Source organism: Nonomuraea sp. NPDC003707 (genome assembly GCF_053587055.1).
Genome location: NZ_JBSFNK010000021.1, coordinates 66669 through 93037 on the forward strand (window position 1 = coordinate 66669; position 26369 = coordinate 93037).

The 26369-nt window shown below is 70.4% G+C and carries 21 protein-coding genes; 7 read left to right on the top strand and 14 right to left on the bottom strand.

What is annotated here, in order from left to right; genetic code table 11:
- The first annotated feature begins 27 nt into the window (after positions 1 to 27).
- The 3 genes from ACWDRB_RS40990 to ACWDRB_RS41000 all read left to right on the top strand — a co-directional run bounded on the left by ACWDRB_RS40990 (position 28) and on the right by ACWDRB_RS41000 (position 3256).
- On the top strand, positions 28 to 1377 hold the full coding sequence (locus ACWDRB_RS40990; protein WP_449903169.1) for a DUF1996 domain-containing protein: 1350 nt from the start codon (positions 28 to 30) through the stop codon (positions 1375 to 1377).
- Between the two features lie 90 nt (positions 1378 to 1467).
- A complete protein-coding gene (locus ACWDRB_RS40995) occupies positions 1468 to 2079 on the top strand; it encodes a DUF305 domain-containing protein (RefSeq protein ID WP_449903171.1) in 612 nt (203 codons plus the stop codon).
- 130 nt (positions 2080 to 2209) lie between these two features.
- Positions 2210 to 3256 carry a LacI family DNA-binding transcriptional regulator gene (locus ACWDRB_RS41000; RefSeq protein WP_397370485.1) on the top strand — a complete coding sequence of 349 codons (1047 nt, stop codon included), beginning with the start codon at positions 2210 to 2212 and terminating at the stop codon, positions 3254 to 3256.
- A gap of 14 nt (positions 3257 to 3270) precedes the next feature.
- Here the strand turns inward: ACWDRB_RS41000 and ACWDRB_RS41005 are convergent, their stop codons facing one another.
- From ACWDRB_RS41005 to ACWDRB_RS41060, 12 genes are all read right to left on the bottom strand, one after another.
- On the bottom strand, positions 3271 to 4929 hold the full coding sequence (locus tag ACWDRB_RS41005; protein WP_449903174.1) for a beta-N-acetylhexosaminidase: 1659 nt from the start codon (positions 4927 to 4929) through the stop codon (positions 3271 to 3273).
- Positions 4930 to 5064: 135 nt separating this feature from the next.
- The gene (locus ACWDRB_RS41010; RefSeq protein ID WP_449903176.1) at positions 5065 to 6312 is read right to left on the bottom strand and encodes a carbohydrate-binding protein; all 1248 of its coding nucleotides are present in this window, start codon (positions 6310 to 6312) and stop codon (positions 5065 to 5067) included.
- 14 nt (positions 6313 to 6326) lie between these two features.
- A complete protein-coding gene (locus ACWDRB_RS41015) occupies positions 6327 to 6929 on the bottom strand; it encodes a GNAT family N-acetyltransferase (protein WP_449903178.1) in 603 nt (200 codons plus the stop codon).
- A gap of 9 nt (positions 6930 to 6938) precedes the next feature.
- Positions 6939 to 10796, bottom strand: coding sequence for an alginate lyase family protein (locus ACWDRB_RS41020; protein ID WP_449903180.1), 3858 nt, complete (start codon positions 10794 to 10796; stop codon positions 6939 to 6941).
- Positions 10793 to 11863, bottom strand: coding sequence for a dihydrodipicolinate synthase family protein (locus ACWDRB_RS41025; RefSeq protein ID WP_449903182.1), 1071 nt, complete (start codon positions 11861 to 11863; stop codon positions 10793 to 10795). The genes ACWDRB_RS41020 and ACWDRB_RS41025 overlap by 4 nt, the downstream gene beginning before the upstream one ends.
- Complete coding sequence (locus ACWDRB_RS41030; protein ID WP_449903184.1) at positions 11863 to 12882, bottom strand: NAD-dependent epimerase/dehydratase family protein; 1020 nt, start codon at positions 12880 to 12882, stop codon at positions 11863 to 11865. The genes ACWDRB_RS41025 and ACWDRB_RS41030 overlap by 1 nt, the downstream gene beginning before the upstream one ends.
- Positions 12879 to 13655, bottom strand: a complete 777-nt coding sequence (locus ACWDRB_RS41035; protein ID WP_449903187.1) for a sugar phosphate isomerase/epimerase family protein — start codon at positions 13653 to 13655, stop codon at positions 12879 to 12881. Before ACWDRB_RS41035 ends, ACWDRB_RS41030 begins: the two co-directional genes overlap by 4 nt.
- On the bottom strand, positions 13652 to 14671 hold the full coding sequence (locus ACWDRB_RS41040; RefSeq protein ID WP_449903190.1) for a Gfo/Idh/MocA family protein: 1020 nt from the start codon (positions 14669 to 14671) through the stop codon (positions 13652 to 13654). Before ACWDRB_RS41040 ends, ACWDRB_RS41035 begins: the two co-directional genes overlap by 4 nt.
- Before the next feature lie 25 nt (positions 14672 to 14696).
- Positions 14697 to 15542 carry a carbohydrate ABC transporter permease gene (locus tag ACWDRB_RS41045; RefSeq protein ID WP_449903192.1) on the bottom strand — a complete coding sequence of 282 codons (846 nt, stop codon included), beginning with the start codon at positions 15540 to 15542 and terminating at the stop codon, positions 14697 to 14699.
- The gene (locus ACWDRB_RS41050; protein WP_449903195.1) at positions 15535 to 16425 is read right to left on the bottom strand and encodes a carbohydrate ABC transporter permease; all 891 of its coding nucleotides are present in this window, start codon (positions 16423 to 16425) and stop codon (positions 15535 to 15537) included. The genes ACWDRB_RS41045 and ACWDRB_RS41050 overlap by 8 nt, the downstream gene beginning before the upstream one ends.
- Before the next feature lie 35 nt (positions 16426 to 16460).
- Entirely contained in the window at positions 16461 to 17783 is a 1323-nt protein-coding gene (locus tag ACWDRB_RS41055) for an ABC transporter substrate-binding protein (protein WP_449903197.1), read from the bottom strand.
- Positions 17784 to 17847: 64 nt separating this feature from the next.
- Positions 17848 to 18915, bottom strand: coding sequence for a GntR family transcriptional regulator (locus ACWDRB_RS41060; protein WP_449903200.1), 1068 nt, complete (start codon positions 18913 to 18915; stop codon positions 17848 to 17850).
- 188 nt (positions 18916 to 19103) lie between these two features.
- Between ACWDRB_RS41060 and ACWDRB_RS41065 the strand changes: the two genes are divergently transcribed.
- The 3 genes from ACWDRB_RS41065 (at position 19104) to ACWDRB_RS41075 (ending at position 21770) form a co-directional block, all read left to right on the top strand.
- Positions 19104 to 20243 carry a mandelate racemase/muconate lactonizing enzyme family protein gene (locus tag ACWDRB_RS41065; RefSeq protein ID WP_449903202.1) on the top strand — a complete coding sequence of 380 codons (1140 nt, stop codon included), beginning with the start codon at positions 19104 to 19106 and terminating at the stop codon, positions 20241 to 20243.
- Positions 20244 to 20423: 180 nt separating this feature from the next.
- The gene (locus ACWDRB_RS41070; protein WP_449903205.1) at positions 20424 to 20771 is read left to right on the top strand and encodes an STAS domain-containing protein; all 348 of its coding nucleotides are present in this window, start codon (positions 20424 to 20426) and stop codon (positions 20769 to 20771) included.
- Between the two features lie 144 nt (positions 20772 to 20915).
- On the top strand, positions 20916 to 21770 hold the full coding sequence (locus tag ACWDRB_RS41075; protein WP_449903208.1) for a hypothetical protein: 855 nt from the start codon (positions 20916 to 20918) through the stop codon (positions 21768 to 21770).
- A gap of 56 nt (positions 21771 to 21826) precedes the next feature.
- Here ACWDRB_RS41075 and ACWDRB_RS41080 read toward each other — a convergent pair whose 3' ends face one another.
- Positions 21827 to 23296: an MFS transporter gene (locus tag ACWDRB_RS41080; RefSeq protein WP_449903210.1), complete on the bottom strand. Its 1470-nt coding sequence runs from the start codon at positions 23294 to 23296 to the stop codon at positions 21827 to 21829.
- A gap of 65 nt (positions 23297 to 23361) precedes the next feature.
- On the opposite strand from ACWDRB_RS41080, the gene ACWDRB_RS41085 reads away from it, so the two are divergent.
- Positions 23362 to 24342: a helix-turn-helix transcriptional regulator gene (locus ACWDRB_RS41085; RefSeq protein ID WP_449903213.1), complete on the top strand. Its 981-nt coding sequence runs from the start codon at positions 23362 to 23364 to the stop codon at positions 24340 to 24342.
- Positions 24343 to 24344: 2 nt separating this feature from the next.
- Here the strand turns inward: ACWDRB_RS41085 and ACWDRB_RS41090 are convergent, their stop codons facing one another.
- A complete protein-coding gene (locus ACWDRB_RS41090) occupies positions 24345 to 26045 on the bottom strand; it encodes a sensor histidine kinase (RefSeq protein WP_449903215.1) in 1701 nt (566 codons plus the stop codon).
- Between the last annotated feature and the right edge of the window lie 324 nt (positions 26046 to 26369).

Here is a 26369-nt window from a genome sequence, read left to right on the forward strand (position 1 = left end):
TCCGACGGTTCCCCCCAAGGAGAGATCATGAAATCCTCCCGAAGACCCGCCAGGCTCAACCTGGCCCTGTTCGCCGGCGCGCTGGCCACGGTCGTCGCCACCGCGCTGCTCGTGATCGCGCCGGCCCGCGCGGCGGACGCCCTGCTCTCGCAAGGCCACGTCGTCACCGCCTCCTCGGTGGAGGGAGCGGGATACGGCCCCGGGGCCGCCGTCGACGGCGACACCGCGACCCGCTGGTCCAGCCTCGCGGCCGACCCGCAGTGGCTGCAGGTCGACCTCGGCGGTCCGGCGACCATCTCCCAGGTCCTGCTGGTCTGGGAGGGCGCCTACGGCAAGGCGTTCAAGATCCAGACCTCGCCCGACGGGCAGAGCTGGAGCGATGTCTACTCCACCACGTCCGGCACCGGAGGCAGCCAGACCCTCCAGGTGTCCGGCACCGGCCGGTACGTGCGGATGTACGGCACGGCGCGCGGCACCGGCTACGGCTACTCGCTGTGGGAGTTCAAGGTGTACGGCGCCGGAGGCGACGGGACCACCCCCAGGCCGAGGCCGACCTTCACCGACCAGGTGACGCACCACGAATTCCAGGCCAACTGCTCCTGGACGGCCAACCGTCCCGACGACCCCATCGTCTACCCCGGCCTTCCCGGCGCGTCCCACATGCACACCTTCGTCGGGAACAGGACGACGAACGCCGCCAGCACGGCGACCTCCCTGCTCGCCGGCGGCACGTCCTGCACCAACCCGCACGACCGGTCCGCGTACTGGTTCCCCAGCTTCTACAAGGGCGACCAGTTGATCCAGCCGACGGGGAACCAGGTCATCTACTACAAGTCCGGGATCCTGGAGTACTGGCGGGTCCAGCCGTTCCCGCAGGGGCTGCGCTTCGTCGTGGGCAGCCCGACGGCGACGCTGGAGCAGTTCCGTGACTCCCCTGGCGCGGTCGAGGGCTTCGAGTGCGGGGACATCTCACACAGCTGGGACATCCCGCAGTCGTGCGCGGCGGGTACCCAGGTGAACGTCCGGTACCAGGCGCCGAGCTGCTGGGACGGCGTCCACCTCGACAGTGCCGACCACAAGAGCCACATGGCCTACCCGGCCGGCGGCTACTGCCCGGCCAGCCACCCGGTCGCGGTGCCGATGCTGGAGTTCAAGATCGCCTTCCCCGCCGGCGGCGACCTGTCGCAGGCGCGGCTGGCCAGCGGGCGCGGTTACACCTGGCACTACGACTTCTTCAACGCCTGGGACGACCCCGCCATCCTGGACGCGCTGGTGACGCACTGCATCAACGGCGGCCTGCAGTGCGACCCGCGGGGATACGACCAGTACAAGCCGCACCGCGGCGCCGCCCTCACCGAGAACTTCGAGCTGCCCTGACCCCCGCCCGGCTCACCCGGGGACATGATCACCGTGCCGGGCGCCGTGACCCGGTGCCCGGCACGGCCCGACCCGATCGAGGGACTTCGCATGAGACACGGCCCCGCGGTCCTGCTCCTGGTGCTCGGGGCGGCGGTCGCCCTGGTGGGAGGCTGCCTCGCCCGTTCCGCCGGACCTGGATCACACGACCGGCATGCCTCGCATCCGCCCGCTGCCGGCGCCGTCCTGCCCGCCACGGCCGCCGGGTTCAACGCCACCGACACCGCCTGGCTGCAACTGATGATCGCGATGGAGGAGCGGGCGCTGCTCCTGCTCGACCTCGGTGCGGAACGCGGGGGTTCGCCCGCCGTGCGAGGGCTGGCGGGCCGTCTCCGGCAGGCTCACGCAGCGGAGTTGCGACGCCTGCGGGCCGAGCTCGGCCGTACCGGACTGCCTGCGCGGAACCCGCACGAAGGGCACGACATGCCGGGCATGGCCACCCCGGACGAGCTGGCGGCGCTCGGGGCCGCCACGGGCGGCGCCTTCGACCGGCTCTTCCTGACCCGGCTGCGCGAGCACGTCGAGCAGACGGCCCTGGTGTCCCGATCGGAGCAGGTCTCCGGGGCGGACCGCGCCACCAGGGACCTCGCCGCCGCGATCGTGCGAAGCCGGACGGCCGAGCGCGGCCTGCTGACCGAGATCGAGACCGGGTCCGGGCATTGACGCTCTCCGCCACGACGGGGAGGCCGGTGCCGGGTTCGAAGGTCGCTCTCCCGGATACGAAGGGAACCTGTGTGACCGACGACGACATCGCATTGGAGAGCGCTCTCCCCCTCTCTGCTATAAAGCCCACATGACCCCTCGTCTCCCGGCATCGCAATCCCTCCCCACCCTGGAAGACGTGGCGCGCGTGGCGGGGGTCTCGCGCGCCACCGTCTCCAGGGTGATCAACGGCATCCGCAACGTCGACCCCGCGATCCAGGAGAAGGTGCGCCACGCCATCAGCGCGATCGGATACGTGCCCAACTCGGCGGCGCGGTCTCTGGTGACGAGGAGGACCGGCGCGATCGGGCTGGTCGTCTCCGGTGCCGGGGACGGCGACGACGATCAGCGCTTCACCGTCTTCACCGACCCGTTCTTCGGACGTGTGGTGGCCGGCGTCGTGAGCTTCCTGAGCACGCGCGGCGTGCATCCCACCCTGATGTTCGCCGAGACCGACCAGAGTCGCGACCAGATCGTCACCTATCTTCGGCAGGGCAACGCCGACGGGGCCGCGCTGGTGTCCACCCACGCCGAGGACCCCCTTCCCGCGCTCCTCGTCGAGGCGCGGGTGCCGACGGTGCTGTTCGCCAAACCGGCCCGGCCCATCCCCATCAGCTACGTCGACGTCGACCACCGGGCCGGGGCGAAGCTCGCCGCCGACCATCTGTGGGCACTGGGACGGCGGCGGATCGCCACGATCTCCGGCCCGCTCGACGTGCCCGCGAGCCAGGAGCGGCTGGCCGGCTTCCGCGACGCCATGGCGGCGCACGGCCACTCCTACATCCCCTGCGCCGAGGGCGGGTTCACCTACGGCAGCGGGGAGGCCGCCATGGAACGACTTCTGGCCGAACATCCCGACCTCGACGGCCTGTTCGTGGGCAACGACCTCATGGCCCAGGGGGCCCTTCCCGCGCTGCGGCAGCACGGCCGCCGGGTCCCTGAGGACGTCGCGGTCGTGGGCTTCGACGACAGCAGCGTGGCCACCGCCTGCCGTCCGCCGCTAACCACGGTCCGCCACCCGGTGGAGGACATGGCCGCCGAGATGGCCCGCCTGCTCCTGGCCCGCATCGAGGAGCCGGGCCTTCCGCCGACCTCGGTGATCTTCGATCCGGCTCTCGTCGTCCGCCAGTCCGCCTGACCTCCGCCGCGGCCCTACGGGGTGTGTCCCGTCAACGACCGTACAGCCGTGATCCCCGGAGGGTATGGCCGGCCGGTGATGCGGGCGATGTGGGCGTCGCGTTCCACCTCGGTCCTGGGGCGTCCGGCGATCCCGGGCCGTTGTTGCCAGGGTTCCGGGCCCTGCGGCCGGCGGAACTCGATCCCCATGGCTTCCAGGCGCAGCAGGTGGGTTTCCATGCGCTCGCGGAAACCGGGCAGGTCACGCAGGCGGGCCGGAGTCCACAGGACTTCCGCGATCGCCGCCAGGCGGGGGAAGGCGAAATAGTCGACCACACGTCCGGAGTCCATGTACTCCGTCCAGACGTTGGCCTGGCCCCCGATCACATGGCGGGCCTCCTCGGGAGAAAGCTCCGCGGGCACGGGCTCGAAGGCGTAGACGCGGTCGAGGTCCAGGACGACGGACTGCGGTATCGGCTCGGTGTCCAGGTCGGACTGCCGGTAGTCGAGATAGGCGTGGTTGTCGGGGCAGCTGATCACGTCGTGTCCCCCGCGGGCCGCGACGACGGCGCCGGACATGCCGCGCCAGGACAGGAGCGTCGTCCCGGCCGGCAGGTCGCCTTCGAGCAGGTCGTCCCAGCCGAGCATGCGGCGGCCGTGCCCGGCCAGGTGGCGGCCGATGCGTCCCAGGAACCATCCCGGCAGCCGCTCCACGCTGTCGAGCCCGAGCTCGGCGGCTCTGGCCCGCGAGGCGGGATCGTCGCGCAGGCGGGTCTTCGGGGCCTCGTCGCCGCCCACGCAGACGTACGGCGACGGGAACAGGTCGATCACCTCGTCCAGCACGTCGCAGAAGAACCTGACGGTGCGCTCCTCGGCGTTGAGCACATGATCGTCGATGCCCCAGCGGGTCCACACCGGCAGTCGCTCCGCCCCGGCACCCAGTTCGGGGTAGGCGGCCAGGGCGGCGCGGACATGGCCGGGCATCTCGATCTCCGGCACGACGGTGATGAAACGTCCGGCGGCGTAGGCGACGATCTCGCGGATGTCGTCATGGGTGTAATAGCCGCCGTGCGGCCGGCCGTCGGTGCCCGCGTCCGGCCCGGAACCTAGCTGCGTCTCCGTACGCCACCCTCCCACCGAGGTCAGACGGGGGTAGCGGCCGATCTCCAGACGCCAGCCCTGGTCGTCGGTGAGGTGCAGGTGGAGCCGGTTGAGCCGGTGCGCCGCCAGCTGGTCGATGAACCTGAGCACGCCGTGCACCGGCATGAAGTGCCGTGCGACGTCGAGCAGGACGCCGCGCCACGGAAACCGCGGCGCGTCGGTGACGGTGGTCGCGCCGATGACCCAGTCCGTGCCGGGGGTGATGGGTGAGCGGCGGTGTACGGCGGGCGGCAGCAGTTGCAGCAGCGTCTGGCAGCCGTAGAACACGCCTGCGGGGTCGCCGCCCTCGATGCGCACGTGGTCGGGGGTGACCCGCAGCCGGTAGGACTCGGGGGCGAGATCGGGCTCGAGTTCCAGCCGGATCGATCCGGACGCCGACTCGCGCAGGGGCAGCCCGGTCCCCGCACGCAGGGCGCCCTGTAACCACGCCAGGACTCCGTGCAAGGCGTCCGGCGCCGTCAGGCCGGTTTCCGTGGTGAGGGTGAAGGCGCCGCGGGCCGGGACCACGGCGGCGGGCAAGGGGACGAGGCTCATGCGGCTTCCTCACAGGTCGCGGGAGGGCTTGACGGCGGCGCGCGGACGACGTCGACGGTCGTATGGCGTGGACGGGTTGCGGCCCGGACAGGCCGCGCACCATCACGGCCTGTCCGGGTGCTCCCTTGTAGCGGTTCAGTAGAGCCGGGTGATCTTCCACCTGTTGAGGTTGAAGCCACCCGTCACCGCGTAGACGCCGAACTGGTGTGTCCCGGCGGGCAGGTCGACTTCACGGGAGATCGTCCGGTAGCTCGACCAGCTCCCGGTGTTCGGCACGTCGATGTTTCCGAGCGGGGTGGCGCCCTCGTTGACGTCCAGCGAGATCACCCCGCCGTTGTTCGGCGACGCGACGCGGTACTCCACCAGGTAACGCCCGGCCGACGGGATGGTGACCCCGCCGAAGGCGATCCAGTCGGTGCTGTCGAAGGAGCCGACGTGCTGCCCGCCGCCCGTGTCGGGCGTGGGCTCGGTGATGACGCCCTTCATCGCGCTGTAGTTCTCGGCCTCGAAGGTGCGGGTGTGGCAGCCGCCGGGCGCCAGCTCGCAGATGTCGGCCCGGTTGGTCGACACCTTGAGGTCGTCGTACCAGATCCAGGAGTCGTTGGCGGGCGCGAAGGTGGTGTCCGCCCCGCCGAAGAAGGAGGAGAAGTAGGCCCTGTCGATGAGGTCGCCGTTGCGCACGAAGCGCAGCCCGGTGACGGTGGCGGCCGAGACGCCGTTGTAGAAGATCTCGATTTCGCCGTCGGGGTTGGCGTTGCCGTTGGTGACGGTGTTGACCTTGAGCCTCTGGACGACGTTGAACCACTCCCCGCGCGGATAGAGGATGTCGGCGCCGTTGCGCTTGAGCACGGCGTAGTCGCCGTATTGCCCGGCGTGACCCATGTGGTAGTAGTAGATCGCCGCTTGGCCGTTGTTGCGCCGCCAGATCATGCGCGAGCTGAAGCCGTTGTAGCCGTCGCAGACCTGGCCTCCCGAGCACGCGGCGCCGCCCGCCAGACCGAGTCCCAGCTTTCCGGCGAACTCCGTGGTGCCCCAGCTGAAGTCGCTGCTGTAGCGCGCCCAGTAGGACAGGTAGTACTCACGGGCCGGGGTCAGCGCGAGCGGCGCCTGGGCGCCGGAGTCGGCCGGTCCGATCTTGCCCTTGGGGTAGAAGACGCGCAGCGACTTGCCGCCCGAGTGGTTGAAGTTGTAGCCGTCGATCCAGGTACGGGTGTCCATGCCCTCCTGCCAGGGCGCGCTCCAGCCGTCGGCCGCCCACTGGCTCAGGGTGTAGGCGGTGCCCCGCTCGGGCCGTTCGAAGGTGTTGACACGGGGCGCGGCCAGGGCGGTGCCGGGGATGATGGCGAAGAGGGAGACGAGTGCGGTGAGGACCTTTCCTCTCATGGGCTGGCTCCTGTTCAGAGATCGAGGACGAGCGTGCGTCCCCAGGGGTGACGCTCGGCTTCGGTGAAGCCGAGCGCGGCATAGAAGGCCAGGGCCCGGACGTTGGTCTCGGCGACGCCGAGGTGCAGGCCGGGCACCCGCCGCTCCCGCAACGACGTGATCAGGGCCGACATGAGGCGGTGGCCCCAGCCCTTGCTCCGCAGTCGCGCGGTGAGCTTGATGTGCGCCTGGGCCGGGTGGCCGGCGAACCAGGGCCGAGGCGCGTCCGGGTAGTCGTGGATCACATCGACGTAGCGGTGGTCGAGGGTGCCGTCGCCGGGATCGGGACGGCGGGGGTACTGCTCGCGCAGCACCGGCCACCAGTGCTCGCGGGCCCACCCGAGGAACTTCTCGGTGCACGCGGTGGCGACGACGTAGCCGCCGATCCCCTGCTCGTCGGCGACGACGAAGGCCAGGCCGGGATCGGCGACCGCGTACGGCCCCGCATAGAGGTGACCGGGCAGGTCGGGGGCGTGGAAGCGGGGCGCCTCCGCCCGGCCCGCCCCGTCGACGAGCAGGCACACCCGGTAGATTCCGGCCAGGTCGGCAGGATGGTAGGGCCGCAGGAGCGCCGCCATCGCGAGCTCCTAGGAGACCGTGACGGCGACGGTGACCCTGTCGCCGGATCGGACGAATTTCACGGACTGTCCATTCAAAGTGACATCTCGTACACCTGGCGCGTGGACCGAGATCTCATACCGCCCGGTCGCTCCGCGCGGCACGGTCAGCCGCAGCTCGGACCCGGCGTAGGCCACCGACGCCCGCTCGATCGGCTGCGAGACCTTGACCCAGTCGACGCCGTCCACGGAGACCGTGGCGCGGCGCATCAGGTCCACGCTGACCGGTGCGCCGTTCGCGGCCCGTCTGAGCAGCGCGTAGCCGGAGTCGAAGAGCACGTCGTCGCGGAGGCCGGCGGTCAGGTCGACCCGCACGTGCCCGTCGGCGATTCGCCGGGCCTCGCTCACGGCCGGCCGATCCGCCAGTGAGCGGGTCTCGATCAGCGTGGTGAACCGCGTCCGCGCCGTCCCTTCCCGTCTGGCCAGCAGGAACGGGATGGGCTTGCCGGTGGTGGCCTCGCCCGGCCCGCTGGTGTGCAGGACCCCGGTCGAGGCCGGCTCCAGCGACCGCAGCGAGAGCACCGCCGTGTCGGAGGTCCACTGCGCCTGCCACCGCCCGTCCGCCGCCGTGCCCTCGGCGACCCGCTTAAGCCGGTGGTAGCCGAAGTCGGTGTCGGCCGGGTCGAGCACGCAGTCGCCGCAGGGCGGCGGCGTCATGGCGGGCCCGCTCACCTCCAGCGTCCCCTGCCCGTGCCACGACTGGTCGTAGCGGTGCGCGGTGGTCCCCGAGGCGTCGAACACGTCGAGTGTGTAGCGGTCGGTCATCAGGTCCGCGCGGCGGATGGCCACGTCCCCGTCCTTGGCTCCGGCGTCGGCCACCCGCAGCCCGGGGGTGGTGCCGAAGAAGTTCAGCGAGCCGCGCATGGTGCGGTCCTGGCTTCGGCCGTCCACGACGACCGTGTTGTGCGAGACGCTCTCGCGGTACCAGTTGTTGGTCAGGTCGGCGTTGTCGGAGCCGTAGACCATGCCGAGATCGGTCGACTGCAGCCCGCCGCCGGTCACGTCGACGTGCAGCTTGTCGGCGTGGCCGTGGCTGCCGCCCGGGATGCCGTGGTCCATCCTGATCGCGTCGGCCTGGAAGGGGTCCACCGCCGAGCCGTACAGCAGGGCGACGTCGTCGAAGAAGCCTGCGCCCCGGTCCGAGACGAGTGACACCCGCGCCGCGACCGCCTCACGCGGAACCGCGCCGTGCACCCCGGCGGCCTTCCAGGTGCCTGCGAAAGCTGTGGAGACGGGCTCGGTGGTCGTGCCGTCCTTCTTCACGAACGACAGCTCGATCCGGCCGATCCCCTGGACCCGTGCCTTCAGCTCGACGGTGCCGACGAGGCCGCCGGTGACCGGGATGTCGCTGCTCCAGCGCCCTTGCGTGGCCGTCGCCGCCGAGCCGCCTCGATAGGCGAGCGGCGAGATCGCCGTGCGGCCCTCGCGGGCCCAGGACGTGCCGCCGTCCTCGAAGCCGCCGTCCCGGGCCAGGTCGGCCGGCCACAGGTCGAGCCGCTCGAAGCCGCCGTCGATCGCCAGCCGTACGGCACGCGCCTTGACCGGTACCTGGAGCTCCTTCTCTCCCTCGGTTGCGCTGATCTTCCTGCCCTTCCGGTCGAGGAAGGTCAGCTTGACCGATCCGCGGCCCAGGACCGACAGCCGCAGGTGTGACAGGCGAGTGCCGTCCACCGGGAAGGTCTGGGTCGCCTGGCCCGTCACTGCGCCCTTCTTCCAGGTCCCGGTCAGCGCCCAGAAGGCCGGCTTGCCCGCGTCCTCCAGTGCCGCCTCCGTGAAGTCCCCGTTGGGGACGAGGTTGGCCGGCTCGCCGCCGCGCAGCACGGTCTCGCCCAGGCCGCGGAAGGTGGTGCTGCGCTGCCGTACACCTGGGCTCTTCGGGATCTCGTCGGCGCCGTACCGCAGCGCCCACCGGTCGCCCCGCGGCTGGCCGAGATTGTGGTAGGCCAGTCCGAGCCCGGCGGCGAAGTCGGGGTCGTCGTAGGTGGCATAGGCCCATTCGGCGAACATTGTGAAGTTGGGGCCGAACCTCCGTCCCCAGGTGCCGCCGTCACCGGCCGCGGGGACGGTCAGGTCCGGATACAGGTACGGCAGGAGCGTGGTGTACATCGACTTGAAGCGTGGATCGTGCGGGTAATCCTTCTCCCGCGCCGAGATGGCGACCTGGGTGAGCGCCTGGAGCGCGTACAGGTGGTAGCTGGCCGAGCCCTCCCACCACCAGCCGTCGCTCACGATCGCCTTGTCCAGCAGGAACTCGGTGTCCTTCAGCGCGGCATCGCGCAGCCCGGCGTCGTCGATCGCCGCGCCGACCCCGTGCACCGCCGCGGCCGTCCAGGCCTGGAAGTTGGAGGTCGCCATCGGGCTGGAGATCAGCAGCTCGGCCAGCGGGCGCAGCAGATTGCCCTCGATGTTCACCCGCTCGGCCTCGGTGAGGCCGTCGCGGATCAGGTCGTAGGCGTCGATCAGCCCGATGGCCGCGACCGCCTCGTCCAGCGACTGGTAGTGGATGCGCCCGTAGAGCGGGTTGAGCGGCACGGACAGGAACCGGTCGGCGTAGTAGAGCAGGATGTCACGCGCTTTGGCCGCGTACTGCTCACCGCCGGTCACCCGGTAGGCGAGCGCCAGGTCGGAAGCGCCCTGCGCGGCGTTGTTGTGCCAGATCTCCACCCATGCGCTGTCGTACGGCTCGCCGCTGTAGGTCTTGCCGTCGAGCGGGCACCGATGGCTCGTGGGGCTGTCGTAGTCGAAGGTCAGCATGGTGTTGGTGCCGGGGCATTTGAAGTTGCCGCTCCAGCCGCCGTGGAAGACCGTCTTGTCCAGCGGCCTGCCCAGCCAGGCGTCGGCCTCCGCCTTGACGGTGGTGTCGAAGGCCTTGGCCGCCCACGGCCACCCCGAGATGCGCCCGCGCAGGGTGTCCAGCTCCGCGGGCGTCGCGTAGACCCGAGGTTCGCCGCCCTTGGCGGTGGCCTCCTCCACCGTGAGCGTGGCCCGCTGTGCCAATGCCGCGTCACCACTGGGCGTGGCGGTCAGTACGGCGGAGCCCGGAACGGTCACCGTGACCAGGGTGGACTCCCCCGGCTTCAGTGGCGCGGTCACCGCCGGGCTCACCGTGCCGCGGTCCACCGCGAGCCGCAGGGTGTCGGCCACGGCGCGCCGGTTGGTGACCGTGACCAGGAATCTGGCGTCGCTGCCCGGCGCGGCCTTCTTGGTGGCGCGTTCGGGGTAGAGCCAGGCCGATCCCGGCGTCACCCGCACGTCGTCCACCCACATGGTGCCCGTGGAGGTCTGCACGGTGTTGATGATCTGGACCCGCGTGGTCAGCGGCGGCACCTTGAAGGTGCCCTCCACGGCGCTCCAGTCCCTGGTGCCGGTGAGGATGCCGCCGAGCAGGCCGGAGCCGGTGTAGACGGTGGTCCCCGCGCTGTCGACGTAGCTGAAGTTGAGCGAGACGCGGGCCGCGCCGGGGAAGTCGGTGTAGTCGGCCAGGGTGATCGCGTCGAGCTTCACCTTGGCGGAGATGTGCACGATGGGGGTGGTCGTCTGGTTGAGCGGGACGGTGACGTACCCGCCGATCTTCCTGGTCGGCGAGCCGTCGATCCGCATCGACCGGCCGCCCTCCGCGGCCACCGTGGAGTCGATCGCGTAGGTGGAGCTCTGCCACGGCGTGCACCAGGCGGGTGCCGGGCAGGCTTCGGTGGAGGGAGTGGTCGTCTCGAACCCGGGGTTCGGCACCAGGTTGGGCCCGTCGGCGGCGGCGGCGGTGGCGGGCGTCGCCTGAAGCGGCGTCGAGGCCACGATCAGCGCCGCCAGTAAGGCGGTGATCTTCTTCATGCCGCCTCCAGCCACGCGTCGCGGTGCCGGGCGACGAACTCGTCGTCCACCAGCTCGGGGTAGGCGGCGATGACGCGGTCGAGCTCCTCGGCCTGGCCGGGCGACAGGCCCTCGGCCGGGTCGAGCAGCCGTACCTCGGCCAGCAGGCCCTGGCGGCGCAGCACCTCGTGCACTCCGGCGATGCAGCCCGCGAACCCGTGCGCCACGTCGAAGACCGCGCCGTTGGCGTCGGTGAGCCGCGCGGCGAGCGTGAGCAGCTCGGCGTCCACGTGACCGCTCCTGACCGCCTCGTGGGCGCGGTGCAGCAGCTCCACGGCCCGGTGGGTCCACACCGCCGTCTGGCCGAGCAGCCCGCCGACGATGCGCTTGACCACCGGCTTGCCTTCCACCTCCACCGAGAACTCGGTGAGCAGGTCGACCAGGATGTTGTCGTCGTTGCCGGTGTACAGGGCGATCTCCTCGGCCCGGCCGGACTCACAGACCGCCCGGACCACGTCGATCGTGCGGTAGCGGTCGAACGGCGCGATCTTCACCGCACGTAACGCCGGGAGCTGGGCCGCCCGGCGCCAGAAGTCCACGCCGAGGACGCGGCCGCCCACGGCCGGCTGCAGGTAGAACCCGCAGAGCGGCAGCACCTCACCGATCTCGGCCAGGTGGGCGACGAGCTCGTGATCGGGCAGGTGGTCCAGGCCGCGCAGGATGACCATGGCCAGGTCGTAGCCCAGGGAGGCGGCCAGCTCGGCCTCGCGGACGGCCTCCGCCGTACCGCCTGCCACGCCCGCGACCAGCACCGGGGCCGGGCCGCTCGCCCGGGTGCCGGCCGTGGCGGCTTCGTCCGCGGCCAGCCGCAACACCGGCTCCAGCAGACCCGCCGCACGGATGCCGAACTGGGTGGTGTGAACGCCTACGGCGAGGCCACCCGCTCCGGCGTCGAGGTAGTACCGGGTCAGCGCTCGCTGGCGGCGCTCGTCGAGCGTGCCGTCGGCGGTGATGACGAGGGGGTGCGCGGGGATGATGACGCCTTCCAGCAGGGTGCTTGCTGCGGAGGGCGCCAGGATGGCTGGCATCAGAAGCGTCCTTCTCGTTCTTGGAAGTGGGTGGCCTTGCCGTGCACCGCTCCCCCGGAGGCCACCCAGCGGGCGGTGGCGTCGAGCAGGCGCATCAGCGGGACGGTCGGGTAGCCGAACAGGGCGTGCGAGCGTGCGGCGTTGGAGAGCAGGGCCGTCGGTTCCTCGCCACCGGTGAAGCGCGGCGTGACCCCGAGGCGGGCGGCCAGCTGTCCGGCCAGCCAGCGGACCGACGCGGTCTCGGGTCCGGCCATGTTGAGGATCAGCGGTGGGGTGGCGCAGTGCTCGAAGAGGCGCAGCGTCATGGCGTTGACGTCGCCCTGCCAGATGACGTTGACGCTGCCCGTCGCCAGGTCGATCGGCTCGCCCCGGTGGACGGCCTGCGCCAGTTCGAGCAGGACGCCGTAGCGCATCTCGACGGCGTAGTTGAGGCGGACGATGGCGGCCGGGGTGCCCTGGACGCGCGAGAAGTGCTCGATGATGCGTTCGCGGCCGAGGCAGGACTGCGCGTATTCACCGGCCGGGCTCGAAGGGGTGGCCTCGTCGGCTCCGCCGCCGGCCACCGGGACGAGGGGGTAGACGTTCCCGGTGGAGAAGGCGACGACGCGGGATCCCGGGAAGCGCTGCATGACGCGTCCCGGCAGGTAGGTGTTGAGCGCCCACGTGCCGTGTTCGGAGCCGTGCGTGCCGAACTTGCGTCCGGCCAGGTAGACGACGCGCTCGGCCTCGGGCAGGCGGGCCAGGTCGGCGTCGTCGAGCAGGTCGGCCCGGACGATCTCCACTCCGGCCTGCTTCATGAACGCCTCGTCCTCGCCGGAGAGGGTGCGCGCGACGGCGATCACCCGGGCGGTGGAACGGCGGGCGTCGAGGGCCCGGCGGGCCATCACCGCGAGGCCGGGGCCGATCTTGCCTCCGGCGCCCAGCAGCATCAGGTCGCCCGTGGTGCGGGCGAGGCCGTCGGCCACGGCCTCGGACGGTGTGGAGAGCGCTTCGAGCGGATCGTTCAGGTTCTCGATCATCGGATGTCCTCCGACATCAGCGAGCGGAAGGCGGACAGGGCCTCATGCAGGGGCGCGGCCTGCGGGTACCAGGCGGCCTCCCACTCCAGGCAGGTCCAGCCGCCGTAGCCGAGACGGGCCAGTTCCCCGGCGAACGCGTCGAGGGGCACGGCTCCGGCGCCCGGCAGCACGGGCGCGAGGTCGGTGGTGGAGGTGACGTCCTTCACCTGTACGTGGGCCAGCCAGGGGCGCAGCGCCTCGGCCGTGACGGCCGGGGGCTCACCCGCACGCCACGGGTTGACGACGTCCCAGAGGGCTCCGACGTGCGGGGAGCCGACCTGGGAGAGCACGTCGGCGACGGCGCGTCCGGTGAGGAAGGCGTCATGGGTTTCGAGCAGGATCCGCACCCCGGACCGTGCGGCGCTTCCGGCCTCGGCCCGCAGGGTCGTGACGGCGCGGCCCGCCACCCCGGGGTCGTCCGGGTCTCCTCCGAAGACCCGTACGAACGACGCGCCGGCCAGCCGCGCGAGCTCCAGATGCCGGGCGAGCGCGGCCCCCTCGCCCGGCATCCCGACCCGCACGTAGGAGGCGAGGCAGATGATCTCGATGCCCGCTTCCGCGAACCGGGCCCCGACCGTCCGGGCCTCGGCATCGGTGGCCGTGGGCGGCAGGATCTCGCCGGTGGCACACCGGAGCTCGAGGCCTCCGCAGCCGTGCTCGCGTGCCAGCTCGATCACCTGCTCGACCGGCGCGCCGGGGCAGCCGAGGGTGCTGAAGGCCAGGCGGCCGCTCATGCCGGGTTCCTCAGCAAGGCGGAGCCGACCGTTTCCGGGCGGCCGCGGACGGCCGACTCATAGATCGTCAGGACCGCGGCCACGACGGACCGGCCGTAGTCACCCCCGACCAGCGGCGGGCGGCCCCTCGTGCAGGCATCTGCGAAGTCGGCGAGCTGCTCGGTGAAGGCCGCCTCCGGGTGGTCCCCGCCCGGCGTGATCTGCCGTTCGGCACCGCCGTCGCTGACGAAGGTGCCCTCGGTGGCCGACCAGCGCAGCGAGCCCCGTTCGCAGATCACGAGCGTCTCGTCGGTGTAGGGCAGGCCGGCGCTGGTGAACAGGAAGCTCGCCTTGACGCCGCTCGACAGGCCGATGACGCCGACCGCGTCGGTCTCGATGTCCAGGCCGCGCCGCCTCCACAGGTGGGCGTGGACCGACTCGATCTCGCCGGCGCCGAGCCACTGGATGCGGTCGAGACCATGGGTGCCGACGTTCATCACGATGCCGCCGCCGGCCGCGACCGGGTCGAAGAACCAGTCGGGACGCGAGCCACGCTCGTAATGGGCCGTTCTGCGGTGGCTGATCGCGTGCACCGGGCCGAGCTCACCGGAGGCCAGGAGCGCCGCGACCTGACGGGCATGGGCGCTGAAGCGCAGCACGTGCCCGACGGCGAGCGTCACCCCCGCGGCCTCGCAGGCTTCGATCATCGCGGTGCAGTCGGCGACCGTGGTGGCCATCGGCTTCTCCACCAGGACGTGCACACCCGCGCCGGCCGCGTCCACGGTCATCTCGGCGTGCAGGTTGTGCGGCGAGGTGATGATCACGCCGTCCAGCCGCTCGCGGGCGAGCATCTCCCGGTGCGAGGTGTAGGCGGTGGCGCCCGCCTCCTCGGCCGCGCGCCGCGCGGCGTCGGCGCGGATGTCGCAGACCGCGCCGACCGTGACCTGGGGCAGGTTCCGCGCGGCCCGCAGGTGCAGGTCGCCGACGATGCCGGTGCCGATGAGGCCGAGCCGGAACGAGGGCTCGTTGGTAAGCACAAACAACTCCTTGGCTTGGGAGAGGTCAGCCCTTGAGACCGGAGGCCGCCGCGCCGCGCACGAAGTAGCGCTGGGCGACGATGAAGACCACGAGGATCGGGACGAGCGACATCAGGGCTCCGGCGGTCACCAGTTGGTCGTTGCCGACGAACTGACCGCGCAGGCCCATCACCCCGATGGGGAGGGTCAGCTTCTCCGGGGAGATCAGGTAGACCGTCGGTTCGAGTACCGCGCCCCAGGACGTCATGAAGGTGAAGACGGCGAGCGTCGCCAGGGACGGCTTCACCAGCGGCAGGTGGATCCGGGTGAAGATCTTCCAGAGGCCGGCGCCGTCGAGGGCGGCGGCCTCCATGAAGTCGGTGGGGATGGCCAGGAACGCCTGACGCATCAGGAAGATCCCGAAGGGGGTGGCGAGCCAGAACGGGACGATCAGCGGCAGGAATGTGTCCAGCCAGCCGAATTCGCGGAACATGATGAACGTCGGGATGATCGTCACCACCGTCGGCAGCATGAGCGTGGCGAGCGCGGCGGTCAGCAGAGCATTGCGCAGCGGCAGGCGCATGCGGGCCATCGCGTGCCCGACCATCGCACTGCTGATCACGGCTCCGGCCGTCGCCAGTCCCGCGATGACGAAGCTGTTGATCGCGTACGACGCGAATGGGGCCCGGGCCCACACATCGGTGTAGTTCGACCAGACCGGCGGGTCGGGCAGCAGCGTCGGCGGGATGGCGATGAAGTCGGCGTAGGACTTGAGCGAGTTGAACAGGGACGTCACGAACGGCAGCAGCATGATCACGGCGCCGGAGACGACGAGCACGTAGGCCGGCAGGCGGCCGGGCCGCACCCGGCGCTTGAGCGCGCGGCTAGGCATAATGCACCCACTTCCGCTGCAGCCAGAGCTGGACGAGGGTGAGGACGAGGGTGATGCCGAACAGCACCCAGGCGACGGCGGCCGCATAGCCCATCTGGAAGTACTCGAAGCCCTGCCGGTACATGTACAGGACGGTCACCTCGCTGGCATCGCCCGGCCCGCCGCCCGTCATGACGTAGACCTGCTCGAAGGCCTGAAGGACCGAGATCGTCGACAGCACCAGGACCAGGAACGTCGTCCCGGACACGGCCGGCACGGTGATGTGCCGGAAGCGGCGGACGGGCCCGGCGCCGTCCATCTCGGCGGCCTCGTACAGCGACTTCGGAATGGACTGCAACCCGGCCAGGAAGAGCACCATCATGTAGCCGACGCCCTTCCAGACCGCCACCAGGGCGAGGGTCGGGATGACCAGCGCGGGGCTGTCGAGCCAGTTCTGCGGGTCGACGCCGAACCAGCCGAGGACGGTGTTGGCCGAACCGGTGCGCGGGTTGAACACCGCGTCGGCGACGTAGGCGATGACCACCCAGGACGAGACGACCGGGACGAAATAGGCGCCGCGCAGCAACGGCATGAACGTCAACCGCTGGTTGAGGCCGACGGCCAGGACCAGCGCCAGGACCGTCTGCGCCGGCACGTACAGGAGAGCGAACAGGCCCGTGTTGAGCAGGCTGTTCCAGAAGTGCTCGTCCTTCAGCAGCCTGGCGTAGTTGTCCAGGCCGATCCAGTTCGGCGGGGAGACGGTGTCGTAGTCGGTGAAGCTGAGATAGCTCAGGGCCAGCACGGGCCAGGCCGTGAGCAGGACGAGGTGGGCCAGGTAGGGGGAGGCGAACAGGCTCGCCCACAACCTCTCGGCGATCTTTCCGGATCCGGTCGTGATCGTCACTTCTCGCCCCCCTTCCCGTTCCTTGATGTGCCGGGTCATCCGGCCGGCTTGAACCGGTCGACGACAGCCTGGGCGTCGGTCTGCGCGGTCTTCAGCGCGTCCTCGACCCCGGCCTGCTTCGACAGCGCGCTGGTGACCTGTTTGGTGATCGCGCCGGTGTACTCGCTCCACACCGGGCTCAGGCCGATGTCATCGGCGTCCGCGAGGGCGTCGGTGAAGGGCTTGCGGTCGGTGGGAGGCGTGCCGGGGTGGAGGAACGCCGGGGTCTGCGCGACCTTCTTGTTGATCGGGATGGCCTCACCGGTGGACATCCACGCGGCCTGCGGCCCCTCGCCGGCGAAGAACTTGATCCACTTCCAGGCGGCCGCGGCCTTGGGCTCGGACGAGGCGCGGTTGACCACCCAGGAGTTGATGTTGGCGAGGTCGCCGCGCTGCCCGTTCGGCCCCTTCGGCAGCGGTACGACCCCCATGTCGATCTTGCCCTGGGCCGCGGTCTGGATCCGGGCGTAGATGCCGAACTGCATCGCCACGATGCCGCTCGGGAAAAGGATCTGGGACTTGCCCAGGGCCTCGGTCGTCACCGGGTCGGGGGCGACCTTCTCCTCATGCATCGCCCTGTTCATCCAGGTGAGGGCGTCGCGGCTCTGCGGGCTGTCGATCGCGATCCGCCCGTCGTCGGCGAGGACGTCACCGCCGAAGGCCTTCACCATCGGCCACCAGCTCTCCACGAAACTGGGCGAGTAGGCGCGGAAGCCGTAGATGTCGGTCTTGCCGTCGCCGTTGGTGTCCTGGGTGAGCTTCTTGGCCGCGGCGAGGAGGTCGTCGTAGGTCCAGTCCGCGGTCGGCGGCTCCACCCCGGCCTTGGCGAAGATCGCCTTGTTGTAGAACAGCGCGGTGGACTGGGCGCCCTGCGGGAAGCCGAACAGGCGTCCCCGCGGGTCGCCCTTCTTGATGATGTCGATGCCGTAGTAGTCGGCGGGGTTGATATCGGAAGCGTACGCGGTGAGGTCGCGCAGGCTGTTGCGGCCGCTGAACTCCTGGACGAGGACGCCGTCGGACAGCCATACGTCGGGTGCCCGGCCGCCGGCGAGCTGGGTGCGCAGGCGCTTGTAGAACTGGTCGTAGTCGGCGGACTCGATCTTCACCTCGATGCCGGGGTTGGCCTTGGTGAACTGGTCGACCAGCTTGCGCATCAGGCCGTCCGCGGGGCCGCCGACTTCGGCGTAGTAGCCGAGCGTCAGGGCGACCTTGCCGCCGGCCGTCTCGTCGCCGCCTCCGCCGCAGGCCGCGGTTGTGGTCAGGGTCAGGATCAGGGCCGTCCCGAGCGCGGCGATTTTGGAACGTTCTCTTTCAGGCATGGGGGTACCTGCTCTCCGTGGGGTGACGCGTCGTCTGAGGCGACGAAAAGGTCGTTCTGGGTGGCTAAGAAGTCGTGGGGGTCCCGCCGCAGGACCCTCGCACGACCAGCCGGGGCTGCAGTTCGATCCGGTGGGCCGGGGCGGCGGGGTCGTCGATGCGGCGCAGGAGCAGCTCCGCGGCCAGCGCTCCGACCTCCGGCTTCGGCGGGGCCACCGCGGTGAGCGGAGGGTCGGTCAGGTCGACGACGTCATCGTCGTAGGCGACGAGCGCCAGGTCCTCCGGCACCCGCAGGCCGAGCCTGCGCGCCTGGACGACGAGCGACGCGGCGTCGCGGTCGCCATGGCAGAACACGGCGCTCACGCGGTGGTCGCGGCAGTCCCGGGCGAAGGCGAAAAGTTCCCCGGCCGGCCACTCCGTGCGCCTGACGACCGCCTCGGCGACCCGTTCGACGCCCAAGGCCCGGATCGCGCGCTCGAATCCATCGGTGACGACGTCGGCCGTCCCCGTTCTGACCCGCCCGACGAAGCCGATCCTGGAGTGGCCGAGCCCGACCAGGTGCCGGACCGCGGCGTGGACGCCGCCGACATGGTTGGTGACGACGTAGGAGGTCGGGTCGTCCGGCTCCAGCACCGTCGGACGGCGTTCGACCAGCACGTACGGGACGGGCAGTTTGCGCAGGGCCTCGATGTGCGCCTGAGGGTCGTCCATGACGTTCAGGTTCGGCACGAGGATGAGCCCCTCGACTCCGCTGTCGAGAAGCCTGCGGGTCTGGGCGTGCTCCAGGCCGGGTTGATTCTCGGAGCTGGCGAGAATGACTCCGGCGCCGGCCGCGGTCAGCGCCCGCTCGATGCCTTCGATGACTCGCGGGTAGTAGTACGAGGTCGAGGGGACGAGCACGCCGATGAGCCTGCGGCCCGTCGGCGCGGGCCGGCTCGCCACATAGGTGCCCGAACCCTGCCGCCGCACCACGACGCCTTCGTCCACGAGGATCCCCACCGCCCGCCGGACGGTGTTGACCCCGACGCCGAAGGTCGCGGCCAGCTCCCGCTCCGTCGGCAGCCGGCTGCCGACGGACCAGCCCTCGTCGGCGATCCGCTCCCGCAGTGCGGCCGCCACCTTTTCCGATTTCATTCCCTGAGAGAATGAATTTGATCCGATCGGCGGTGTCATGGCCGGAATCATGCCTGAGCAGAAAGAGACGGTCAAGAGTTGTCCAGCCGTTTATTTCGTGATTTCCTCCTGCCTATCACCCCCTCTGAAGTGCGACTTCATGGAATGAATTCATTCCTTTTCGAAGGAGGAAAGTGCCCGGCCCGAGAATGACCGTGGATTCGGTCGAATGCTTCGTCCTGCACCTGCCCGCGCTCCGCGACTTCAAGATCTCCGGTGGCACCGTCACCCGTGCGGGCGGCGCGCATGCCCGCGTCCTGGTCCGCGTCGGCGCGGACGGCCTGGCCGGGTGGGGCGAAGCCACTCCGGCCCCGACCTGGACCTACGAGACGACGGAGAGCATCGTCTCGACCATCCGCGGTTACCTGGCCCCCGCCCTGGTCGGCCATCCGGTCTGGGACCTCGACGGCGCGATCCGCCTCTTCGAGCGGGCCATCAGTCCCGGATACACCCTCGGTGCCCCATTGGCCAAGGCGGCGGTCGACGTGGCCCTGCATGATCTCGTCGGCCGGGCCCTGGGCGTCTCCATCGGCGAGCTCTGGGGCCAGCGCCGGGTTGACGAGATCCCCCTGGCCTGGATCGTGTCGGGCGCCGACCCCGAATCGGCGGCCAAGGAGACGGAAGAGGGCCTGGCGGCCGGATATCGGGCGTTCAAGACGAAGGTGGGCATCTCTTCGCCCGAACACGACGCCGAACGCGTGGCAGCGGTCCGCGCCCGCGCGCCCGACGCGCCGCTCTGGATCGACGCCAACCAGGCCTACACCCTCGACCAGGCTCTCCGCCTGGCACGCCGCATCGAGCCGCTGGCGGTCAGCCTGCTCGAACAGCCGCTCCGGGCCAACGACCCGATCGGCCTGAGCCGGCTGCGCGACCGGAGCCCGATCCCGATCGCCCTCGACGAAAGCCTGGTCCACCCGTCCGACCTGGCCACCTTCATCCGTCTCGGCGCCCTCGACCTGGCCGTGGCCAAGGTCCAGCGAACCGGCGGCCTCCTGCTGTCCCGCCGCCTCTGCTCTCTGGCCGAGGACAGCGGCATCGGCCTCGTCGGCTCCGGTCTCACGGACTCCGTCCTGGGCCTGGCGGCCTCCCTCCATCTGTTCGCGGCGTTCGGCATCACCCACCCGGCCGACCTCAACGGCCCCCAGTTCGTCCGATCACCTTACGTACGCGGTCCAGACGTCGTGATCAGCGACGGCACCGCTCACGTGCCCTCCGGTCCCGGCCTGGGCGTGGAGGTCGACGAGGACGCGGTCCGGGCCCTGGCCGTCCCTCAACCGGCTTGGTCATAGGCCGTACGCGACCAAGTGAGCGCGGGCCGGATCGCCCACGATCTCTTCGTCGTCCACATCCGCCCTGGTCAACCGCCGTGCCAGAGGACCATCGGAGGACCAGGACCGGGACTTTCGGCCCTACTGCGGCCGTCGGAGCCCCGACAGCATGGAGCTAGGGGGATCCGGCTGGAGGCGGATATGAACGGGAAACAGGCCAATCCAGGCCTATATATGGAACATTTCCAACTTTCCGAGCAGGCGGTGAACGGCGCCGCGAAGATCATGGTCAGTGGAGAGGTCGACCTGGCTGCCGCGCTGCCTCTGCAGGAGCTGCTCTTCGGCACGATGAACGGCCCGAGTTCGACCACCGAGGTCGACCTGGGCGACGTGTCGTTCATGGACGCGTCAGGACTCACAGCGCTCATCCGGGCCGATACCAAGGCCCGAGACGTCGGCGGACAGCTGCATCTGTCCCATGTTCCCGATCGCGTCTTCCGTCTCCTCAGGATCTTCGATCTTGATCAACGATTCTCCATCCTGACCTGATCACCTGTGTGACAAGCGGCTCGCCCACCGTGCGAGTGCGCGCCAGGTGACGCGATCGAGACCGCAGCGTCGTGGGCCCAGTCCCACAGTGCCCCAGCAGGCGCGGCTGCGGGTTGTCCGCGTTTCGTGGTGTGATGCTGCGCTATGAGATCACTGAAAGGCGCAGTGATAGGGCTCATGGTCGGGGCGGTCGTGGCCTTGATCTACGCCGATACGATCGCACAGGAGCACGAGCTCGGCACGATGCTGAACAGTGCGCTGATGCTCTTGGTTCCTTTCCCGATCGGTGCGGCGGGCGCGGCGCTGCTGCGGATGCCGCGCTGGGGTGCCGTGGCGATCGCCGGGCCGATCGCGACGCCCGTGCTGGGATCGGCGCTGATGCAGGTCATCCCCGACTTCTACCTCTTCGGCTTCGACGAGATGTGGACCACTGGGGTGTGGGTCGTCGCCGGGCTGCTCGGGTACGTGGCGGCAGCCTGGTGGGCCCGCGACCGGTGGGTCGCGATCACGGTCACCGGCGTGCTGTTGTCGGTGACCGTGATCTCGGGCCAGGTGCGGGATCCGCTGAACGAGTGGCAGGAGGCCCTGGCCTTCCGGCGGTCGGGCATCCCGCTGCTCGCACCGAAGATGCCGGGCTACTCCATCAGGCGAGCCGAGCTGTGGACCGGCGAGGAGGACGGGACGGCGATCCTGCTCGAGTACACACGCCCGGACCGGACGGACGTCCAGGTTTTCCTCCGTCCTGCCACGGCCGCCACGCCGAAGACCGCGTGCGGCTCGCCGTTCCCTGTCCTCACATGGGGCACAGACGGCGTCTCCTGCACTCCGTCAGGGGGTGACCGGTGGATTCGTGAGGACTCGAGCGGGGAGGTCACGGCGTTCGCCTGGCACGGGAGCGCTCTGGTTCAGGCTTCCGGCATAGCCATGACCCCTCAGGAGCTGTTCGCGCTCCTCGACAGCCTGCGTCCCATCACGGCCGCCCGGCTCGCCCGGGTGTAACCGGTTGTCATGCGGCCTGGGCTACCGCCGTCCGCGTCCATGACCGAGCGTTTGGGTCACCTCGGTCCGGCAGTGGCATGCGCGGCTTTCGGGAGTGCCAGCATCACGAGCGCCGTGATCAGGTAAAGCGCGGCGGAGGCGATCAGGACGATGCTGAGCGCGTGACCGTAGTCGGGCAGTTCCGGTGCTCCGGTGGCTGAACCGGTGACGGAGGTGAAGAAGATCGTGCCGAGCACGGCGATGCCGACGGCGCCGCCGATCTGGTTGACGGTGGAGAGGACCCCGCCCGCGGCGCCCGCGTTGCGTCCGGGGACGCCGGCGAGGACGACGTTGACGAGAATGGGTGCGGCGAGGCCGAGCCCGAGGCCACCGATGAAGAGCGCGAGGGCGAGGGGCCAGTATCCGGGATCGTTGCCGTCCTTGACGATGTACCACAGGACGAGCTGAGAGGCCGCGATGGTGAGCGAGCCGGCGATCAGGAGCGTTCTGCCCGCCTTGGTGGCGAGAGCGACGCCGAGGCCGGAGGTGATGATCGAGCCGAGCGCGTACGGGAGGATCACCAGGCCGGTCTCCCATGCGGTTCGGCCGGTTCCGTTCTGGAGGTAGACCGAGAGGGTGAGGAAGTACGACCCGATGCCGCCGAAGAAGAGCACCGAAGCGCTCAGGCCGACTGCGAAGGCGCGGATTCTCAGCAGGGCCGGGTCGAAGACAGGTTCGTCTCCGCGTCCGGTGAGGCGGCGCTCGTGGGCGAGGAAGATCGCGAGCACGATGATTCCGGCTGCGAGGAGGACGGAGCCGGCCCAGGTCCATCCCCATGTCCCGGTCTGGATGATCGGCAGCAGCAGGAGAAGGATGCCCGTGGCCGCGAGGAGCGCGCCGGGGAGGTCCGGTCGCGCGGTCAAGGCGGAACGGGACTCCGGCAGGACCTTCGCACCGATGATGAGCGCCAGGATCGAGACGGGCACGTTGATCCAGAAGATCGTGCGCCAGCCCAGGTTGAACAGGTCGATGTCGACGAGCAGCCCGCCCAGCAGCGGGCCGGCGACCGAGGCGAGGCCCTGGACCGCTCCGTAGGCGCCGAACGCCTTGGCACGCTCTCCCGGAGCGAATGACGCCCGGATGATCCCGAACACCTGCGGGACCATGATCCCGGCGGTCAGTCCCTGCCCGGCCCGCATGCCGATGAGCATCCCCGGATCGACGGCCAGCGCGCACAGCGCCGAGGTGACCATGAACCCGGCCAACCCGATCATGAACAGCCGCTTGCGGCCGTACTGATCACCGAGCCGTCCCCCGGTGATCAGGCCCGCGCCCAGGGCGAGGGTGTAGGCGGCGATCGTCCACTGGATCTGAGCGTCGCCGGCGCCCAGATCCTGGGCTATCGCCGGGGCCGCGACGGTGACGATCGTCGCGTCGAGAAGGTCCATGAAGGAACCGAAGAGCACCACCAACAGCGCCATGGTCGCGCCCGTCCGAGATGCGTCAGTGGTGAGGGTGCCCTCTCGGGGGCTCGGTGAATCGGTCATGCCGGTCACCATGGCGGGCGTAGTTGCCATCGAGTGACCGCTATCAGTGGGAGAATCGGACAATCATGGCTGCCACCTCCGCGCGGACGCTCAAGCTGCTGTCCATCTTCGGGATCGGTGCGACCCTGACCGCCGAGGAGCTCGCCACCCGGCTCGGCATGTCAGTGAGAACCGTGCGTCGCGATATCGATACGCTCCGGGACCTCGGGTACGAGATCGAGGCCGTCCGCGGAGCGGGTGGCGGATATCGGCTCGGTCGTGCTACCCGCCTGCCGCCGGTCGTCTTCGATGAGGACCAGGCCGTCGCCACGGCCGTCGCGCTCCAGACCGTGCCGACGGTCCTCTCGGGCATCCGCGAGAACGCTGCCCGTGCTCTCGCCACGCTGCACCAGGCGATGCCCGCGCGCAGCCGCGTGCACGCCGAAGCGTTCACCGTCCTTACGGCCCGCAACTACTGGGAGTTTCCCGCGCCACCGATCGACGCCGAGATCGTCCGCGCCGTCGGCAGCGCGATCAACCGGCAGCACCTCGTTCGCGTGGACTGCACCGGTGACGGCGAACCCGTCACGCTCACGCTGGAGCCGCACGACCTCGTGGTCTGGGCCGCACGCTGGTACCTGGTCGCCTTCGACCCGGATGCGGACCGTTGGCGCGCGATGCGCATGGATCGCATCGAACCACACATGCCCACGCACACCCCCTTCGACCGACGTGACATCCCGCACGGCGATCCCGTCGCCTTCGTCATGACCGCACACGACCGCGGAGACGCCGCCGCCGAATGGCCATGCCGCGGCTCAGCCATCCTCGCCTTGCCCGCCTCCACCGTCGCCCGGTTCGCCCCCGGCGGATCAACAGTCGGGTACGTCACCGAAACCACGTGCCGGCTCACCCTCGGCGCATGGTCATGGCCAGGACTGGCAGGACTGCTCCTCACCTTCGACGCCGACATCACCGACATCGAACCGGCCGAACTCAGGCAGGCCCTGCGCTCCGTGCGCACCCTCATCACCAAGGCAATCCGATCCGACCGACCTCACCAGTGATCTCACAGAGGGACATGCCAGCGTAGCCGCGTGCCTTTCCCGTCCGGGCCCGGGCTCTCCAGCTCGGCGGCGCCGCCCAGGCGGCCTGCCCGTTCCTCGATGTTGCGCAGGCCGCTTCGGCGTCCGCCCTCCCCCAGGCCGACGCCGTTGTCGGAGACCACGAGGGTGACGCCGTCTCTCGCCACCTCGGCCGAGACGTCGGCGCGGGTGGCGTGGGAGTGGCGTACGACATTGGACAGGGCCTCGCGCAGGACGGCCAGCAGCTGCTCGGCGACGCCTTCGGGCACCAGCGTGTCGATCTGACCTTCCATCCGCAGGCCCGGCATGAACCCCAGATGGCTTCCGGCGCCCTCCACCAGGTCCACGATCTGTCCCCGCAGGCTGGGCGCGGCCTGGTCGTGGGAGACCTGGAGGGCGAAGATGGACGAGCGGATCTGCCTGATCGTCTCGTCCAGCTCGTCGATGCCGCGCTGCAGCCGTTTGGCCGCCTCCGGATGGTCCACCAGCCGCACCGTGCTCATGAACGTCATCGCGGTCGCGAACAACCGCTGGATCACCACATCGTGCAGGTCCTTGGCGATCCGGTCGCGGTCCTCCAGCAGGCCGAGCCGCTCCGCGTCCCGGCGTGCCTCGGCCAGTTCCAGCGCGATCGCCGCCTGGCCCGCGAAGGCATGCAGCATCTGCCGGTCCGCGGCGCTGAACGGCAGCCGCCCGTCCCGCTTGGCCAGCGCGAGCACCCCGCGTACCTTTGGCGGGGCGCCGAGCGGGATCATGAGCCCGGGGCCGTAGCCCAGCCGCCGCAGCGGCGAGTCCAGGTAGGGAGCGCTCTGCAGGTCCGCGTCGGTCAGCGGCTCCCCCTGGGCGAACACGTCGCCGGCGAGCGTGGCCGACATCTCGAAGGCGGTTCCCAGCACTTCCTCGGCGCCCTCTCCTTCCACGACCTGCGCACGCAGCGAGTCGCCGACCGGGTCCGGCAGCAGCACCTGGACGAGGTCGGCGTCACTCATCTGGCGGGCGCGGGCGGCCACCACGGCGAGCACCTGACCCGGTTCGGCGCCGGACAGCAGGCTCGTGGTCACCTCCGAAGAGGCCTGCAGCCAGGTCTCGCGCCGCCGCGACTCCTCGTACAGGCGGGCGTTCTCGACGGCGACGCCGGCCGCGGTGGCCAGCGCGATCACGATCGCCTCGTCCTCCTCGTCGAACTCGCCACCGCCGCGCTTCTCGGTCAGGTAGAGGTTGCCGAACACCTCGTCGCGCACCCGTACGGGGACACCGAGGAAGGTGCCCATCGGCGGGTGGCCGGCCGGGAAGCCGTACGACTCCGGGTGATCCGAGATGCGGCGCAGCCGCAGCGGCCGGGCGTCCTTGATCAGTAACCCGAGCAGGCCGAGCCCATGCGGCCAGTGCTCGATGCGAGCGATCTCCTCCTCGCTCAGCCCGACCGGGATGAACTGGATGAGGGTGTTCTCCTGGCCCACCACGCCGAGCGCGCCGTAGCCGGCGTCGACCAGCTTGGTCGCGGTCTCCACGATGCGCCGCAGCACCGTTTCCAGGTCGAGGTCGCTGCCCACGGACACGACGGCCTCGAGCAGCGCGTGCACCCGGTCCCGGGTGGCCAGCACGGCGTTGAGCCTTACCTGCAGCTCGGCCAGCAGCTCATCGAGCCGCATGTGCGGCATCAACGGACGGTGCTCGCTTTCCATATCGATCAGTCTGGCATCCCACAAAAACGCTTCCTACCCTCCGTTCCCGGGGTCCCCAGGCCGCCTTGGATAGCGGCGCCACGGGGAAACGGAGTCCGGCCTCCGACGTCAGGGCCACCCGGTTCACGGACGAGAGCGGCGTCGAACGGCCGGTCGCCGTCGTCGTCGCCAGCCGCCTGGACCCGCACGACGATGACGAGCCCAGACGCCGCACGCCCTCATCCGGGAACGGTGGCAGGGACCAGCAGACCGCCTGTCGTCCTGTAGTTCACCGCGACAGCCTGCTGTACGGGCGAGGCCAGGAATAGGGTCCAACGTCCCTTC

Coding starts and splice junctions, on each gene's coding strand:
- ACWDRB_RS40990 (WP_449903169.1), top strand. CDS start 28: ATGAAATCCTCCCGAAGACCCGCCAGGCTCAACCTGGCCCTGTTCGCC.
- ACWDRB_RS40995 (WP_449903171.1), top strand. CDS start 1,468: ATGAGACACGGCCCCGCGGTCCTGCTCCTGGTGCTCGGGGCGGCGGTC.
- ACWDRB_RS41000 (WP_397370485.1), top strand. CDS start 2,210: ATGACCCCTCGTCTCCCGGCATCGCAATCCCTCCCCACCCTGGAAGAC.
- ACWDRB_RS41005 (WP_449903174.1), bottom strand. CDS start 4,929: ATGAGCCTCGTCCCCTTGCCCGCCGCCGTGGTCCCGGCCCGCGGCGCC.
- ACWDRB_RS41010 (WP_449903176.1), bottom strand. CDS start 6,312: ATGAGAGGAAAGGTCCTCACCGCACTCGTCTCCCTCTTCGCCATCATC.
- ACWDRB_RS41015 (WP_449903178.1), bottom strand. CDS start 6,929: ATGGCGGCGCTCCTGCGGCCCTACCATCCTGCCGACCTGGCCGGAATC.
- ACWDRB_RS41020 (WP_449903180.1), bottom strand. CDS start 10,796: ATGAAGAAGATCACCGCCTTACTGGCGGCGCTGATCGTGGCCTCGACG.
- ACWDRB_RS41025 (WP_449903182.1), bottom strand. CDS start 11,863: ATGCCAGCCATCCTGGCGCCCTCCGCAGCAAGCACCCTGCTGGAAGGC.
- ACWDRB_RS41030 (WP_449903184.1), bottom strand. CDS start 12,882: ATGATCGAGAACCTGAACGATCCGCTCGAAGCGCTCTCCACACCGTCC.
- ACWDRB_RS41035 (WP_449903187.1), bottom strand. CDS start 13,655: ATGAGCGGCCGCCTGGCCTTCAGCACCCTCGGCTGCCCCGGCGCGCCG.
- ACWDRB_RS41045 (WP_449903192.1), bottom strand. CDS start 15,542: ATGCCTAGCCGCGCGCTCAAGCGCCGGGTGCGGCCCGGCCGCCTGCCG.
- ACWDRB_RS41055 (WP_449903197.1), bottom strand. CDS start 17,783: ATGCCTGAAAGAGAACGTTCCAAAATCGCCGCGCTCGGGACGGCCCTG.
- ACWDRB_RS41060 (WP_449903200.1), bottom strand. CDS start 18,915: ATGAAATCGGAAAAGGTGGCGGCCGCACTGCGGGAGCGGATCGCCGAC.
- ACWDRB_RS41065 (WP_449903202.1), top strand. CDS start 19,104: ATGACCGTGGATTCGGTCGAATGCTTCGTCCTGCACCTGCCCGCGCTC.
- ACWDRB_RS41070 (WP_449903205.1), top strand. CDS start 20,424: ATGAACGGGAAACAGGCCAATCCAGGCCTATATATGGAACATTTCCAA.
- ACWDRB_RS41075 (WP_449903208.1), top strand. CDS start 20,916: ATGAGATCACTGAAAGGCGCAGTGATAGGGCTCATGGTCGGGGCGGTC.
- ACWDRB_RS41080 (WP_449903210.1), bottom strand. CDS start 23,296: ATGACCGATTCACCGAGCCCCCGAGAGGGCACCCTCACCACTGACGCA.
- ACWDRB_RS41085 (WP_449903213.1), top strand. CDS start 23,362: ATGGCTGCCACCTCCGCGCGGACGCTCAAGCTGCTGTCCATCTTCGGG.
- ACWDRB_RS41090 (WP_449903215.1), bottom strand. CDS start 26,045: ATGGAAAGCGAGCACCGTCCGTTGATGCCGCACATGCGGCTCGATGAG.